At 62.5% G+C, this 13,927-nt stretch carries 14 protein-coding genes; 9 read left to right on the forward strand and 5 right to left on the reverse strand.

Going from position 1 to position 13,927, the window contains the following annotated elements; translation table 11 throughout:
- Position 1 precedes the first annotated feature (1 nt).
- Positions 2-469: a hypothetical protein gene (locus ACQKP1_RS14750; RefSeq protein WP_427275830.1), complete on the forward strand. Its 468-nt coding sequence runs from the start codon at positions 2-4 to the stop codon at positions 467-469.
- A gap of 8 nt (positions 470-477) precedes the next feature.
- Here ACQKP1_RS14750 and ACQKP1_RS14755 read toward each other — a convergent pair whose 3' ends face one another.
- Positions 478-891 (reverse strand): cupin domain-containing protein, encoded by a 414-nt coding sequence (locus tag ACQKP1_RS14755; RefSeq protein WP_427275831.1) that lies wholly within the window; start codon positions 889-891, stop codon positions 478-480.
- A 124-nt stretch (positions 892-1,015) separates the two neighbouring features.
- On the opposite strand from ACQKP1_RS14755, the gene ACQKP1_RS14760 reads away from it, so the two are divergent.
- The 8 genes from ACQKP1_RS14760 to ACQKP1_RS14795 all read left to right on the forward strand — a co-directional run bounded on the left by ACQKP1_RS14760 (position 1,016) and on the right by ACQKP1_RS14795 (position 11,077).
- Complete coding sequence (locus ACQKP1_RS14760) at positions 1,016-1,804, forward strand: ABC transporter ATP-binding protein (protein WP_427275832.1); 789 nt, start codon at positions 1,016-1,018, stop codon at positions 1,802-1,804.
- Between the two features lie 357 nt (positions 1,805-2,161).
- Positions 2,162-2,497: a hypothetical protein gene (locus tag ACQKP1_RS14765; protein WP_427275833.1), complete on the forward strand. Its 336-nt coding sequence runs from the start codon at positions 2,162-2,164 to the stop codon at positions 2,495-2,497.
- Complete coding sequence (locus ACQKP1_RS14770) at positions 2,497-3,384, forward strand: ABC transporter permease (RefSeq protein WP_427275834.1); 888 nt, start codon at positions 2,497-2,499, stop codon at positions 3,382-3,384. The genes ACQKP1_RS14765 and ACQKP1_RS14770 overlap by 1 nt, the downstream gene beginning before the upstream one ends.
- A complete protein-coding gene (locus ACQKP1_RS14775) occupies positions 3,381-4,247 on the forward strand; it encodes an ABC transporter permease (RefSeq protein WP_427275835.1) in 867 nt (288 codons plus the stop codon). The genes ACQKP1_RS14770 and ACQKP1_RS14775 overlap by 4 nt, the downstream gene beginning before the upstream one ends.
- A 29-nt stretch (positions 4,248-4,276) precedes the next feature.
- Positions 4,277-5,269: an ABC transporter substrate-binding protein gene (locus ACQKP1_RS14780; RefSeq protein WP_427275836.1), complete on the forward strand. Its 993-nt coding sequence runs from the start codon at positions 4,277-4,279 to the stop codon at positions 5,267-5,269.
- A 320-nt stretch (positions 5,270-5,589) separates the two neighbouring features.
- Positions 5,590-6,780, forward strand: a complete 1,191-nt coding sequence (locus tag ACQKP1_RS14785) for an efflux RND transporter periplasmic adaptor subunit (protein WP_427275837.1) — start codon at positions 5,590-5,592, stop codon at positions 6,778-6,780.
- Positions 6,781-6,794: 14 nt separating this feature from the next.
- Positions 6,795-10,118, forward strand: a complete 3,324-nt coding sequence (locus tag ACQKP1_RS14790) for an efflux RND transporter permease subunit (protein WP_427275838.1) — start codon at positions 6,795-6,797, stop codon at positions 10,116-10,118.
- A gap of 275 nt (positions 10,119-10,393) precedes the next feature.
- A complete protein-coding gene (locus ACQKP1_RS14795) occupies positions 10,394-11,077 on the forward strand; it encodes a Crp/Fnr family transcriptional regulator (protein ID WP_427276461.1) in 684 nt (227 codons plus the stop codon).
- 32 nt (positions 11,078-11,109) lie between these two features.
- Here ACQKP1_RS14795 and ureG read toward each other — a convergent pair whose 3' ends face one another.
- From ureG to ACQKP1_RS14815, 4 genes are all read right to left on the reverse strand, one after another.
- The gene (ureG, locus tag ACQKP1_RS14800; protein WP_006725811.1) at positions 11,110-11,721 is read right to left on the reverse strand and encodes an urease accessory protein UreG; all 612 of its coding nucleotides are present in this window, start codon (positions 11,719-11,721) and stop codon (positions 11,110-11,112) included.
- A gap of 28 nt (positions 11,722-11,749) precedes the next feature.
- Positions 11,750-12,442 (reverse strand): urease accessory protein UreF, encoded by a 693-nt coding sequence (locus ACQKP1_RS14805; protein WP_427275839.1) that lies wholly within the window; start codon positions 12,440-12,442, stop codon positions 11,750-11,752.
- A complete protein-coding gene (gene ureE / locus ACQKP1_RS14810; RefSeq protein WP_427275840.1) occupies positions 12,429-12,914 on the reverse strand; it encodes an urease accessory protein UreE in 486 nt (161 codons plus the stop codon). The genes ACQKP1_RS14805 and ureE overlap by 14 nt, the downstream gene beginning before the upstream one ends.
- Positions 12,915-12,979: 65 nt before the next feature.
- A complete protein-coding gene (locus tag ACQKP1_RS14815; RefSeq protein WP_427275841.1) occupies positions 12,980-13,834 on the reverse strand; it encodes a GGDEF domain-containing protein in 855 nt (284 codons plus the stop codon).
- Positions 13,835-13,927: the final 93 nt, after the last annotated feature.

Genomic DNA, 13,927 nt, shown 5'->3' on the forward strand with positions numbered 1-13,927 from the left:
CGTGACGCCAGCGAAGAAGACATGGCTGCGGAGAAGTGCGCGCTTCGGCGCGGGCTATGCAGCCGCCGTGTTTGTCGGCGTCATGGGCATCTGGGCGACGCTTCAGGTCACAGATGCCGTCACCTACGGTCGACTGCCGCTCTTCGTCCTGATCTTTCCCGGCTCCATTCTTCAAGCACTTCGGCTGACCGTGGAAATCATGCCGGTCGCCTTGTTGCTGGCAGCTCCCTTCACCTTGCTGGCGACCTGGGTGCTGCTGCGGATGCACTGGAATCGCTGGTGGCATTTCGCCATTGCCGGTGCCGCATGCCCTCTGTCCGGCATCGCCCTTCTGCAGCTGGCAACCTGGGGCCGCTTCTTCAATCAGAACTCGGCATCAATGGCCCTGTCGCTGGTCCCGACAGGCATGATTTGCGCGATCATCTACTGGCTGATCGCCCTGCCCCGAACAGAGAGGCTGGCGACATGAGCCCGACGTTACAACTCGACCAACCCATCCAGCTCCGGCAGCAACACGACGCTCTCCTGCTCGTTCGGGTCGGTACGCGCGATGATCGCCGTGCAGGGGGCGTTCGACAGGTTCGCCGGCAGATGCGGCACGCCGGCCGGAATGTAGAACAGCTCGCCTGCGTGAACCACGACATGGTTTTCCAGCCGGTCGCCATACCAGGTGTGCGCCTGGCCGGAGAGCATATAGATCGCCGTCTCGTGGCTCTCGTGCAGATGCGCCTTGGCGCGCGCACCCGGCGGCATGGTCAAGACATGCATGCAGATGCCCTTGGCCCCCACGGTCTCGGCAGCGATGCCTTCGAAATAACTCAGCCCCTGCTTGCCCTCATAGGTATGGCCGGGCTTCACGATCCGGCAGGTGGGCTTTGCTGATGCGTCCATTGTCCCGTCCTCTTTGTCCCGGCGGCCCGTCCGCCACGCCCGGCCCGCTGCTCCCGAGCGGCCGCATGTCCAAAGAATGCAAGAGGCAGGCTGCCTTTGCAACTAACCCGATTGGTCCCAGCGCATGAATGCACCCTACTCCGTCGTCTCGGCCAAGAACCTGAGCCTCACCTTCGAGACCAATGACGGCCCCGTCCACGCCTTGTCGAATGTCGATCTGGAGGTGAAGAAGGGCGATTTCGTCTCCTTCATCGGACCCTCCGGCTGCGGCAAGACCACCTTCCTGCGCGTCATCGCGGACCTCGAGAAACACACCGCCGGCGAGATCACGGTGAACGGCATGACACCGGAGGATGCCCGCAAGGCGCGCTCCTACGGTTATGTCTTCCAGGCCGCCGCGCTTTATCCGTGGCGCACGATCGAAAACAACATCGCGCTGCCGCTCGAGATCATGGGCTATAGCGCTGCGGAAAAGCAGAAGCGCATCGAGCAGACGCTGGAGCTGGTCAACCTCTCGGGCTTTGCCAAGAAATATCCCTGGCAGCTCTCAGGCGGCATGCAGCAGCGCGCCTCGATCGCCCGCGCGCTCGCCTTCGACGCCGACCTGCTCCTGATGGACGAACCCTTCGGCGCGCTCGACGAAATCGTCCGCGATCACCTGAATTCCGAGCTTCTGAAGCTCTGGGACCGCACCAACAAGACGATCTGCTTCGTCACCCACTCGATCCCCGAGGCCGTCTACCTCTCGACCAAGATCGTCGTCATGAGCCCGCGTCCTGGCCGAGTGACCGACATCATCGAGTCGACACTGCCGAAGGAACGCCCGCTCGACATCCGCGAGACCCCGGAGTTTCTTGAGATCGCGCACCGGGTGCGCGAGGGTCTGAAGGCGGGGCATAGCTATGAAGAATAGTGCGATGCCTGAGGGAAAGATGCCCCTCACCCTCACCCTCACCCTCTCCCCGCAGGCGGGGAGAGGGGACGGCCAGCGCGGTGCCGCACGTCCCTTCTCCCCGTTGCGACGGGGAGAAGGTGCCGGCAGGCGGATGAGGGGCAAGGCCATCGGCGTGGTAGACGCCGGTCACTCGCTCCCCACCTCCCCCTTGAGGGGGGAGGTCGCCGCGAAGCGGCGGGTGGGGGTGACCCGGGCGACGAGCTCGACCTCCTTATTCGACGCTGACGCTTCACACATCACCCCACTCCGGAGCTTCGCTCCGACCCTCCCCCTCAAGGGGCGGGTGTCGGTCGCTGCAGAAGTGGAACCCACCCCATGAACCCCACCTTCCTTCTCTGGCTGGGTGCCGCGATGGCGACCTTCCTCGGTGCCGCCACCGTCAGCCGCGCCTATGTCGACAACGGCAAGCTCTGGGTGCTTACAGCCTCGCTCGCCCTTTACTGCATCGGCAATCTGATGATGGTGAAGCTGATGCGCGAGGGGGGCTTAGGCCTTGCCATCTCCGCCTCTGCGGTCGCCCAGCTAGTGCTCATCAATGTCATTGCCTTCCTCCTCTTCGGCGAGAGGCTGAGCAACATCCAGATGGCCGGCGTTGCACTCGGTGTCGTCTCCATGGCCCTGATGCTCTTTCCTGCAAAAGGAGGTGTCTGATGACGTCAGCCCCTTCCGCCTTTCGTGACCGCATCCTTCCAGTCTTGACGGTCCTCTTGGCCATCCTCGTCCTCTGGCATGTCTTCGTCGTCTATCTGAACGCGCCGTTCGTCCGCGATCAGGCCGCACGCGCCGGCGAGACGATCACCTTCTCCCAGATCGTTGAGCGGACCTTCGCCCAGGAGCGCCCGGTCCTGCCGGCACCGCACCAGATCGTCGCCGAGCTTTGGGACACGACGATCAACAAGGCCGTCACCTCCAAGCGCAGCCTCGTCTATCATGCCTGGATCACGCTATCGGCGACGCTGATGGGCTTCGCCATGGGCACCGTGCTCGGCATCGTGCTTGCGATTGCCATCGTGCACAACCGCGCCATGGACAAGTCGCTGATGCCTTGGGTCATCGCCTCCCAGACCATCCCGATCCTCGCGATCGCGCCGATGATCATCGTGGTTCTGAATTCCATCGGCATCTCCGGACTGATGCCCAAGGCGCTGATTTCCACCTATCTTTCCTTCTTCCCGATCGTCGTCGGCATGGTGAAGGGCCTGCGCAGTCCGGACATCCTGCTGCTCGACCTGATGCACACCTATAATGCCAGCCAGTCTCAGACCTTCTGGAAGCTCCGCTGGCCGGCCTCCATGCCCTATCTCTTCACCTCGCTGAAGGTGGCGATCGCGATTTCGCTGGTCGGCGCCATCGTCGGTGAGCTGCCGACAGGGGCCGTCGCAGGTCTTGGCGCCCGTCTGCTGTCCGGCTCATATTACGGCCAGACCATCCAGATCTGGGCTGCCCTCTTCATGGCGGCGGGGCTCGCCGCCCTGCTCGTCTCGATCGTCGGCATGGCCCACACACGGGTTCTTGCACGCATGGGGGTCAAGCCATGAACGGTTACCTCGTCTTCGCTATCCTCTTCTGGCTCGGCGCCTGGGGTCTCAACGAGTGGCTTGTCCGCCGCCGTCCCAAGGACCAGACGACGAAACGCGCAATCGGGCTTGCCGTCCCCCTGATATTCGGGGTCACCCTGCTCGTGATCTGGGAATGCATGGTGCGCGGCTTCGAGATCCCCTCGATCCTGCTCCCCGCCCCCTCGATGATCTGGGCCCGCATCCTCACCTCCACCCATATCCTCTGGGCGGATTTCCAGCAGACCTTCCTGAAGTCGGTGATAACAGGTTATGTTGCAGGCTGTGGCCTCGGCTTCATCGTCGCGATCCTGATCGATCGCTCGCCTTTCCTGCAGAAGGGCCTGCTGCCGATCGGCAACTTCGTCTCGGCGCTGCCCGTCGTCGGCATCGCCCCGATCATGGTCATGTGGTTCGGCTTCGACTGGCAGTCCAAGGTTGCCGTCGTCGTGATCATGACCTTCTTCCCGATGCTCGTGAACACCGTGCAGGGATTGGCGGCCGCCAGCCACATGGAACGCGACCTGATGCACACCTATGCCGCTTCCTGGTGGCAGACGCTGGTGCGGCTTAGGCTTCCCGCCGCCTGGCCTTTCATCTTCAATGCGCTGAAGATCAATTCCACCCTCGCGCTAATCGGTGCGATCGTGGCAGAATTCTTCGGCACCCCGATTGTCGGCATGGGCTTTCGTATCTCGACAGAGGTCGGACGCTCCAACGTCGACATGGTCTGGGCCGAGATTGCGGTTGCCGCACTCGCCGGCTCGGTCTTCTACGGATTGGTGGCACTGGCAGAACGCCGGGCCACCTTCTGGCATCCGTCCGTCCGTGGTGGACGGGCGTGAACTGAACCAACAAAAAAGAGGGAACTGAAATGACTGTCAAACTCGCATCCCTGCTGCTGGCTGCTGCGGTCTCGCTGACCGCCATGCAGGCCGCTGCCGCCGACAAGGTGACCCTCCAGCTGAAATGGGTGACCCAGGCCCAGTTCGCCGGCTACTACGTCGCCAAGGACAAGGGCTTCTACGAAGAAGAAGGCCTCGACGTCGAAATCAAGCCGGGCGGCCCCGACATCGCTCCTCCGCAGGTTCTGGCCGGTGGCGGCGCAGACGTCATCGTCGACTGGATGCCGTCCGCTCTTGCCACCCGCGAAAAAGGTGTGCCGCTCGTCAACATTGCCCAGCCCTTCAAGTCCTCGGGCATGATGCTGACCTGCCTCAAGGAAACCGGCATCACCACGCCGGAGGATTTCAAGGGCAAGACGCTCGGCGTCTGGTTCTTCGGCAATGAATATCCGTTCCTGTCCTGGATGAGCACGCTCGGCATCAAGACCGACGGTTCGGACGGCGGCGTCACCGTTCTGAAGCAGGGCTTCAACGTCGACCCGCTCCTGCAGAAGCAGGCCGCCTGCATCTCGACCATGACCTATAACGAATACTGGCAGGTCATCGATGCCGGCATCAAGCCGGAGGAACTGGTGACCTTCAAATATGAAGACGAAGGTGTGGCCACCCTCGAAGACGGTCTCTACGTGCTCGAAGACAAGCTCGCGGACCCGGCCTTCAAGGAAAAGATGGTCAAGTTCGTCCGCGCTTCGATGAAGGGCTGGAAGTATGCCGAGGAGAACTCCGACGAAGCGGCAGAAATCGTGCTCGAAAACGATGCGTCCGGCGCGCAGACCGAAGCCCATCAGAAGCGCATGATGAGCGAAGTCGCCAAGCTGACGGCAGGCTCCAATGGCGCCCTCGACCAGGCCGACTACGACCGCACGGTCAAGACCCTGCTTGGCGGCGGTTCGGATCCGGTCATCACCAAGGAGCCGACCGGCGCCTTCACGACCGAGATCACCGACGCGGCCCTGAATTGATCCTGGCGGACCATCGAAAATAGAGACACGGGGGCAGTGGTCCCCGTGTTTTTTGTAGGTTCTGCTTATCGATTCAGACGCCTGGTCTGGCAGTTCGGCAACACTACCGTTCTATATTGAACAATTTTCAGAGGAATCATGGAATCGGCTGTTCCGCCACTTGCAAGCGGTTTCGCCATCCCCCACCTCTTTCACCAGATTTCAATGCCGCGATTGTGAAGACGCGCTTTATCGTCAGGCGGGATTGGGGCGGTGAGCCGAAAGGCTTGTCGCCACGTATCAGGGCGTGAACTGCATAATAGATCTTTGGGAAGGGACCTATGTTTCTTAACACGAGCGCCAAGGCCGTATTGATGGCCGCCACTCTCTCGCTGTCGGCCTCGGTCGCGCTGGCGCAGGAGCAGCCGACACCTCCGGCACCCGCCCAGAACCTTCCAGCCATCATCGTCACGCCGGCCCAGACCCGCGACCTGGTGGACCGCGTCGTTGCGACGGGGACCGTCATGGCCGTTGAAGAGGTCCAGATCCAACCCCAGGTCGAAGGGCTGCAGATCAAGTCTCTCGAAGCCGATGTCGGCGACACGATCGCAGCCGACGCTGTTGTTGCGCGACTGAACGAAGACACGCTCGTGCTCCAGCGTAGCCAGTTGGTGGCCAACCGCGCCAAGGCGGAAGCGGCACTTGCCCAGTATCAGGCTCAAGTCGTCGAAGCCGAAGCGAGCCTGAGTGACGCACAGCGCCAGTTCGATCGTGCAACGCGCCTGGTCACTTCCGGTTCCGTCTCGACCGCACAAAAAGAGCAGGCCGAAACAGCGCTCGCAAGCGCCACCGCTCGCGTGGAAACCGCCCGTCAGGCGATTACGGTCGCTGATGCCGATATCAAGGTCGTCGACAGCCAGATCGCCGACATCGATCTGCGACTTGCGCGCACCGAGGTCAAGTCGCCTGTGGCCGGCACGATTTCCGTGCGCAATGCGCGCATCGGCGCGATCGCATCCGGCGCCGGTCAGCCACTTTTCACCGTCATCCGCGACGGTCAGATCGAACTGGTGGCGGACGTCCCGGAAAATGATATCCTGCGCCTGCAGCCGGGCCAGAAGGCGGCCATCTCGGTTGCCGGACGCGCCGAACCGCTGTCCGGCTCCATCCGCCTCGTGTCTCCGGTGATTGATCCGGTCACGCGCCTCGGCTCGGTGCACATCGCGCTTGATGATGACGCGGCGGCTCGCTCTGGCATGTATGGGAATGCGGCGATTATTGTGACTGAGACGAAGGGCATTGCCCTACCCCTCTCGGCGATTACCACCGAGGGCGGAAAGACGACGGTACGCAAGGTTTCCGATGGCAGCGTCCAGATGGTGGAGATCCGCACCGGCATTCAGGACGGCGCCTATGTCGAGGTGACCGAAGGCCTAAGCGAAGGGGACAAGGTGGTGGCCAAGGCGGGCGTCTTCGTCCGTGACGGCGACCGCATCAATCCCGTGGAAGAAACCAGCAGCGTTTCCAACTGAGAGGCGACGACGCCATGAACTTCTCTGCATGGTCCATACGCAATCCGATTGCGCCGATCCTGGCCTTCTTCCTGTTGATGGTCGTCGGCATCCAGTCGTTCAATGCGCTGCCGATCACCCGCTTCCCGAACATCGACGTGCCCCTGGTGGCAATCACCGTCGGCCAGAGCGGCGCCTCGCCGGCTGAACTCGAAAGCCAGGTGACGAAGGAGGTCGAAGACGCGGTGGCCTCGATCACCGGCGTCGACGAGATCAATTCGACCGTCACCGACGGCCAGTCCCAGACGGTCGTCATGTTCCGCATGGAAGTGCCGACCGAACAGGCGGTACAGGACGTCAAGGACGCGATCGACCAGATCCGTGGCGATCTTCCGGCCTCCGTCGAGGAGCCGATCGTCACCAAGATCGATGTCGAGGGACAGGCGATCCAGAGCTTCGCTGTTTCCTCGCCGAACATGAACCTTGCCGAACTTTCCTGGTTCGTCGACGACACCGTCAAGCGCGCCTTGCAGGGCCAGCCCGGCATCGGCCGCGTCGACCGTTATGGCGGCGCCGATCGCGAAGTGCGCGTCGAACTCGATCCCAACCGCCTCGATGCACTGGGCGTTACTGCATCAGATATCTCTGGTCAGTTGAAGGGCACCAATGTCGATCTCGGCTCGGGCCGCGGTCAGGTGGCGGGTGCCGAGCAGTCGATCCGCACACTCGGTGACAACCGCGATGTGGAAAGCCTTGCGAACACCTCCATCGCCCTGCCCGGCGGTCGTTTCGTCAAGCTCTCGGATCTCGGCCGTGTCTACGACACCTATGAGGAACAGAGGTCCTTCGCCCGTCACGACGGCAAGCCGGTCGTGTCCTTCGCCGTATTCCGTGCCAAGGGCGCCAGCGAAGTAACCGTGGCCGAAACCGTGGCCGAAAGCCTCGCCACGGTTCGCGCCGAGAACCCCGATGTCCAGATCGAGATGATCGACGACTCGGTCTACTTCACCTACGGCAACTATGAAGCCGCGATGCATACCCTCGTCGAGGGTGCTATCCTTGCCGTCATCGTGGTTCTGCTTTTCCTGCGCAACTGGCGTGCGACACTCATCTCCGCCGTTGCCCTGCCGCTGTCTGCGATCCCGACCTTCTGGGTCATGGACATGATGGGCTTCTCGCTGAACCTCGTCTCGTTCCTGGCCCTGACGCTGGCGACGGGTATTCTCGTCGACGATGCGATCGTCGAGGTGGAAAACATCGCCCGACACATCAAGATGGGCAAGACGCCCTACCGGGCGGCCATCGAGGCGGCGGACGAAATCGGTCTCGCCGTCATCGCGACGACGTTTACGATCATTGCCGTCTTCGTGCCGGTGTCCTTCATGCCGGGCATTCCCGGCCAGTACTTCATCCAGTTCGGCCTGACTGTGGCCTTCTCCGTCTTCTTCTCGCTGCTTGTGGCGCGTCTCATCACCCCGATGATGGCCGCCTATCTGATGCGGGCGGAAGACGCGATGGACGACCATCACGACAACGACAGCCTGCCGCTGAAGCTCTACACGAAGCTCGTGCGCTTCACGACGCGCCACTGGTATTCGCGCCTCGGCACGCTGGCTGCTGCCATCGCCTTCCTGGTGGGCTCGATCATCCTTCTCGCAGGCGTCCCCGGCAGCTTCATTCCGCCGGAAGATGCAGGCCGTATCGTGCTCTCCGTCGAGCTTCCGCCAAATGCGACGCTCGACGAAACGGAACGCAAGACCGACGAGATTTACGCAGCCATCCAGGACGTCTCGGATGTCGACAGCATCTTCATCCTCGGCGGCTCCTCGCCGCGCGGGGATCTGGAGTTGCGCCGTGCGAGCGTCACCATGAATCTCGACCGGATCGAGCACTCGCTCGCCAAGACGCTCGTCAATGGCGGTCTCGGCAGCATTCCGCTGATCGGCCAATATCTGCCGAAACTTCCCGAAAACGGGCGTATCCGTCCGCAATGGGATGTCGAAGAAGAAGTCTTCGCAAAGCTTGCCGGCATTCCGGATATCCGGGTCACCAAGCTCAATGACCGCGGTGAGCGCGACATCACCTTCAACTTCCTCTCCAAGAACGAGGAAGAGCTGAATCAGGCTGTAGGCATCCTCGAAGCCAAGCTTCGCCAGGTGCCCGAACTTGCCAATGTCAGCGCCGACGGTGCCCTGCCGCGTCCTGAACTGCAGATCCGCCCCCGCGCCGACGAGGCAGCCCGCCTCGGCATCACCGCGCAGCAGATCGCCCAGACGGTGCGTGTGGCAACCATCGGCGACGTGGATGCAGCCCTGCCGAAGATCTCGCTCGACAACCGCCAGATCCCGATCCGCGTCCAGGCTTCGCTTGGCCTGCGCACGGATCTCGCCGCCATCCGTTCGCTGAAGGTGCGAACGGCAAGCGGCGCCACCGTGCCCCTCTCCAGCGTCGCCGACATCGACTACGCCGAGGGCGTTTCGTCGATCAAGCGCAACGACCGCAACCGTGTCGTCTCGATCGGTGCAGGACTGCCGCAGGGTGTCGCCCTCGATACGGCAACGGCCGTCTTCCGAACGACGGTTGAGAGTGCCGAGATCCCGGCAAGTGTCCGTCTGGCTGAAAGCGGCGACGCCAAGATCCAGGCCGAGATGCAGCAGAGCTTCGTCAACGCCATGATCCTCGGCCTGCTTCTGGTGCTGACGGTGCTGATCCTGCTCTTCAAGGACGTGATCCAGCCCTTCACCATCCTGTTCTCACTGCCGCTCGCGATCGGCGGCGTGGCGGTCGCACTGATCATCACCAACAACGCGCTCTCCATGCCCGTCCTGATCGGCATTTTGATGCTGATGGGCATCGTGACCAAGAACGCCATCCTGCTGGTGGACTTCGCGATCGAAATGCGCCGTCAGGGCATGCACCGGCTCGAGGCCATGGTCGAAGCGGGCCGCAAGCGCGCCCGCCCGATCATCATGACTTCGATCGCCATGTCGGCGGGCATGTTGCCCTCGGCGCTCGGTGTCGGCGAAGGCGGCTCATTCCGAGCGCCAATGGCAATCGCCGTCATCGGCGGCATCATCGTCTCGACGGTCTTGAGCCTCGTGGTCGTGCCGGCCTTCTTCCTGATCCTCGACGATGTCTCCCGACTGCTCGGATGGTTCTTCGGTCGCTTCGTCGGCAAGAAGGAGGAAGAGGAAGAGCCGCTCACGCCGGAAGTCCTCTCCTTCCTCGCCCGCAAGAACGTGCAGGCGATTGAAGCGATGGAAAAGCGTGTCGCAGCCGTCGAACGCAGCCAGCCTGTCAACCGCAAGAGCGATGGCAACGGCAATGTCATCAACCTGCCACCGCTCGCGGCAGAGTAAGACCTTTCCATAGCGTCACCAGAGGCCGGGCCCAAGCGCCCGGCTTTTGGCGTTTTAGCAGCTGCCACACTCAGATTAGGAAAATCTGATTTGCCGCTTTGCGGTTGATCGAAATCAATCCGGTCTCCCGCTGCTCGCGATAATGTGACTGTCACTGGAAAGGGCACGATCACCCGGACCTGCAGGAGACGTGCACCTCCGACGAGGCGGATGCGGCACGACGACCGCAGCGGTGCATGCCCTGATACCGCGATGGATGGGGAGCCGTGACGACCGTGAACAAGATCCTGAGACTGAACGCGCGCGACAAGAACACGCTTCTGCGGACGTCGTTCTTGTCACAACTGGCCCCCACGGCGATGGCCTCGATGATGGAGATTGCCAACATCTCCACCTACGAGGCGCGCGAGGTCCTGTTCCGCGAAGGAGAACCTGCCGACAGCTTCTACAGCGTGCTGACCGGCTATGTTCGCCTTTATCGCCTGAACAAGGACGGTCGCGAAGCTGACATCCGCATCTGCGGTCCCGGAGATACCTTTGCGGAATGCCTGCTGGCCGTCGGCGACAAGTATCTCTACAACGCCCAGGCGGCTGAAACGGTGACGCTCGCTCGTTTTGACTTGCAGCGCGTCCGGGCCCTCTCCGAACAGGAAAAGGATGTCGCAAAGGCGGTCATCCGCTGCCTGTCCGACCATCTGCGCACGACCATGGACTGTATCGCCAATGACCGCCTGCAGACCGCCCCGCAGCGCGTGGCGCATTATCTCCTGACCCATTGTGAAGCCGAGGGCGGCCCGGCCTCCATCCGCCTGCCGTTCCAGAAGAGCCTGCTTGCGGGCAAGCTGGGCCTGGCACCGGAGGCCCTGTCCCGCGCGTTCTCAACGCTCAAGCGCGTAGGCGTCGTGGTGCGTGGACGCACGATCCAGATCAGCGACGTCAACGCCCTCAGGCAGATCTGAGGGCATCGGCACCCGGCACCCCTGCCTTCCGCTCAGAGCCCCCCACTCTGCTGCAGGAAGCTGACGATCCTGTCGACGCCGGAACCCCGCTTCAGATCGGTAAAGACGAAGGGGCGCTCCGAGCGCATCCGTCCCGCATCCCGCTCCATGACCTCGAGATCGACTCCGACATGCGGCGCGAGATCCGTCTTGTTGATCACAAGCAGATCCGACCGCGTGATGCCTGGACCGCCCTTGCGCGGGATCTCCTCGCCCTGGCACACCGAGATGACGTAAAGCGTGATGTCAGCGAGGTCGGGCGAGAAGGTTGCCGCGAGATTGTCGCCGCCCGACTCGATGAAGACCACGTCGAGATCCGGGATTCGTGCATTGAGATCGGCGATGGCCTTCAGATTGATCGAGGCATCCTCGCGGATGGCCGTATGCGGACAGCCGCCAGTCTCGACGCCGACAACGCGGTCCGAACTCAATGCCTGCATGCGGATCAGCGCGTCGGCATCCTCGCGCGTATAGATGTCGTTGGTCACGACTGCGACCGAATAGTCGTCGCGCATGGCCTTGCAGAGCTTTTCAGTGAGCGCCGTCTTGCCGGATCCGACCGGTCCGCCGATCCCGACGCGGAGAGGACCATTCTTCGATTTCATCATCTTCGTCCTGTGTGAGCGCTTTCGCCTAAGATTGGAAAAGCCGTGAGTATTGCGTCTCGTGGCGCATGCTGAGCGTATCGGCAATGACGGTCGCGGATCCGAGATCGTCGAGGCCGAGCTCGGAAAATCTGGCGGCAGCATCGAGAATGAGGCTTTCCGATTTAGCGAGGATCGCCACGCCGCGCGTCTGTCCGATCACGCCGAGGCGGATCGCGACTGAGACATATTGCGACATCTGCGCATGCAGGAAGGCGGCAAGCGCGTCCGATCGATCGACCCCATGGGCTGCGGCCACCGCACCAACAGCAACGCTGTAAGGCACAGGCCCAGCCAATGCGTCGATCACGGGATGCGGCCAGGCGGAAGCAGCCTTGACGAAGGCCTCGCCGAGCCGGGTGATCTCCGCGTGGCGCTCGGCCGATCCAGCCAATGCGGTCGCGAGCGCAATCAGATCATCGAGCGCCTCGCCCGCTCCTTGCCGCCGATGCGCCTCGGAGAGCAGGATTGCATCATTGCGCAGCCCGCCGTCGCTGATCAGGATCTGAAGCCATGCCTCGACCGCGTCACCATCGACGACATGACCCTCGACCACCGCACTTTCGAAGCCCGCCGAATAGGAGAAGCCGCCGACCGGGAAGGCCGGAGACAGCCAGGCCATCAGACGCAGGAGCGCCTGGCGTCCGGCAAGGCCACCGGCTCCGAGTTCAGCCGTGGCCATGGCCGGCATCCTGGTGCCCCCCGTGAGATCCGTGGCCACCATGGGCATGATAGGCCCCGCGCACCGGCTGGAACGGCTCGACTACTTCGCTGACCTCGGCCCCGAGCCCGACCAGCATGTCGCGGATGACGTGATCGCGCTGGATGAGAATGCGGTCGGTCTCGATCTGTGCCGCCAGATGCCGATTACCGAGATGCCAGGCGAGTTCGATCAGATGCAGTGTATCGCGCGCACGGATCTCGAAGAGCCGCTCGTCCGCCGCCTGGATCTCGATGGTCGTGCCATCGTCGAGCACGAGCCGGTCTCCATGATGAAACAGCACCGGCTCCTTGAGGTCGAGCATGACCATCTCGCCATGGTCGAGATGCAAGAGCTTGCGCCGCAGATGGCGCCCGTCATGGGGAAGCACAACGACGCCATCAGGCGCGTCGGTGATGAAACCGGCGGGTTTGAAAGACGTTGCGCGCTGCATGGAAACTCCGGCATGACTGTTTTTTGAACCATGCACAGGAATGAGGCAAACAGCAAGATCGTTCTTCAGCCCCGGCGCCCTATGGCCGCAAAAAGCTGAGCATCTTCAGGCGCATGGTCGCTCGGGAAGGCTTCGACGAGGGCGAGCGAATTTTCGTGGAAAACGCAGTCCCGTCCGCTCTCCTTGGCCAGATACAACGCCTTATCGGCCCAGGCATAGACGTTTTCGGGCCGCTTTCCCGGCGCAAATTCGGCAACGCCGGCCGAAACCGTAACGCGAAGCTCCGCATCCTGAAACAGGATGGTTTCGGCCGCCACACGACGTCTCGCCTGCTCGACAAGGGCAAGCCTTTCGGCGACGCTGCCACCCCTGACGATGACGCCGAATTCCTCCCCGCCAAGGCGGGCGACGAGATGCGCTTCGCCGAAGACCTCCTTTAAGAGATTGGATATCGCTTGAATGACGCGATCCCCCGTTTGATGGCCGTAGCGGTCATTGATCGTCTTGAACCGGTCGACATCGATGATCGCCAGCGACGCCTCCCCGCCTGTGGCAAGAGACGCCTCGTTGAAGGCCCGGCGGTTGGCGAGACCGGACAGGGTGTCGGTGCGGCTGAGACGCTCGAACCTGCGCCGCGACAGCACGAGTTCACGCACTACATGGCCGGCGACGAAGGCGCAAGCTGCCGAAAGCACACCGCCGAACAGCCAGGAAAAGGCCACCATCAGCCGCATCGTCTGGTCGATCGGCGTGGCGACGACGTTGAGGACATAGAGGAGCGGCAGTAAGACGAGGCCTGCCAGGCTGGTTGCGATCACCGCCCGGAAACCCACCGACAGGGCAAAGCGACGGACCGCGCCGGCGCTATCCAGCGCCCCCACATCGACCTGCCGCCAAAGCCATTTGCTGCCGCGACTCAACCGCCCGCTCCTTCATGAAGATGCGTACTGGATTAGGCAGTGTCGCTTCCCCAATCCCTAATCGAATCGCTAAAATACGATCGATCGCCGCAT

Source organism: Allorhizobium sp. NPDC080224 (assembly GCF_050281005.1).
Lineage (GTDB): Bacteria > Pseudomonadota > Alphaproteobacteria > Rhizobiales > Rhizobiaceae > Allorhizobium.

Excerpts from the sequence above, each read along its gene's own strand:
- ureG (WP_006725811.1), bottom strand. The coding sequence starts at position 11,721 with ATGAAATCGAAGAATGGTCCTCTCCGCGTCGGGATCGGCGGACCGGTC.
- ACQKP1_RS14765 (WP_427275833.1), top strand. The coding sequence starts at position 2,162 with ATGAACCCCACCTTCCTTCTCTGGCTGGGTGCCGCGATGGCGACCTTC.
- ureE (WP_427275840.1), bottom strand. The coding sequence starts at position 12,914 with ATGCAGCGCGCAACGTCTTTCAAACCCGCCGGTTTCATCACCGACGCG.
- ACQKP1_RS14775 (WP_427275835.1), top strand. The coding sequence starts at position 3,381 with ATGAACGGTTACCTCGTCTTCGCTATCCTCTTCTGGCTCGGCGCCTGG.
- ACQKP1_RS14755 (WP_427275831.1), bottom strand. The coding sequence starts at position 891 with ATGGACGCATCAGCAAAGCCCACCTGCCGGATCGTGAAGCCCGGCCAT.
- ACQKP1_RS14780 (WP_427275836.1), top strand. The coding sequence starts at position 4,277 with ATGACTGTCAAACTCGCATCCCTGCTGCTGGCTGCTGCGGTCTCGCTG.
- ACQKP1_RS14790 (WP_427275838.1), top strand. The coding sequence starts at position 6,795 with ATGAACTTCTCTGCATGGTCCATACGCAATCCGATTGCGCCGATCCTG.
- ACQKP1_RS14805 (WP_427275839.1), bottom strand. The coding sequence starts at position 12,442 with ATGGCCACGGCTGAACTCGGAGCCGGTGGCCTTGCCGGACGCCAGGCG.
- ACQKP1_RS14760 (WP_427275832.1), top strand. The coding sequence starts at position 1,016 with ATGAATGCACCCTACTCCGTCGTCTCGGCCAAGAACCTGAGCCTCACC.
- ACQKP1_RS14770 (WP_427275834.1), top strand. The coding sequence starts at position 2,497 with ATGACGTCAGCCCCTTCCGCCTTTCGTGACCGCATCCTTCCAGTCTTG.
- ACQKP1_RS14785 (WP_427275837.1), top strand. The coding sequence starts at position 5,590 with ATGTTTCTTAACACGAGCGCCAAGGCCGTATTGATGGCCGCCACTCTC.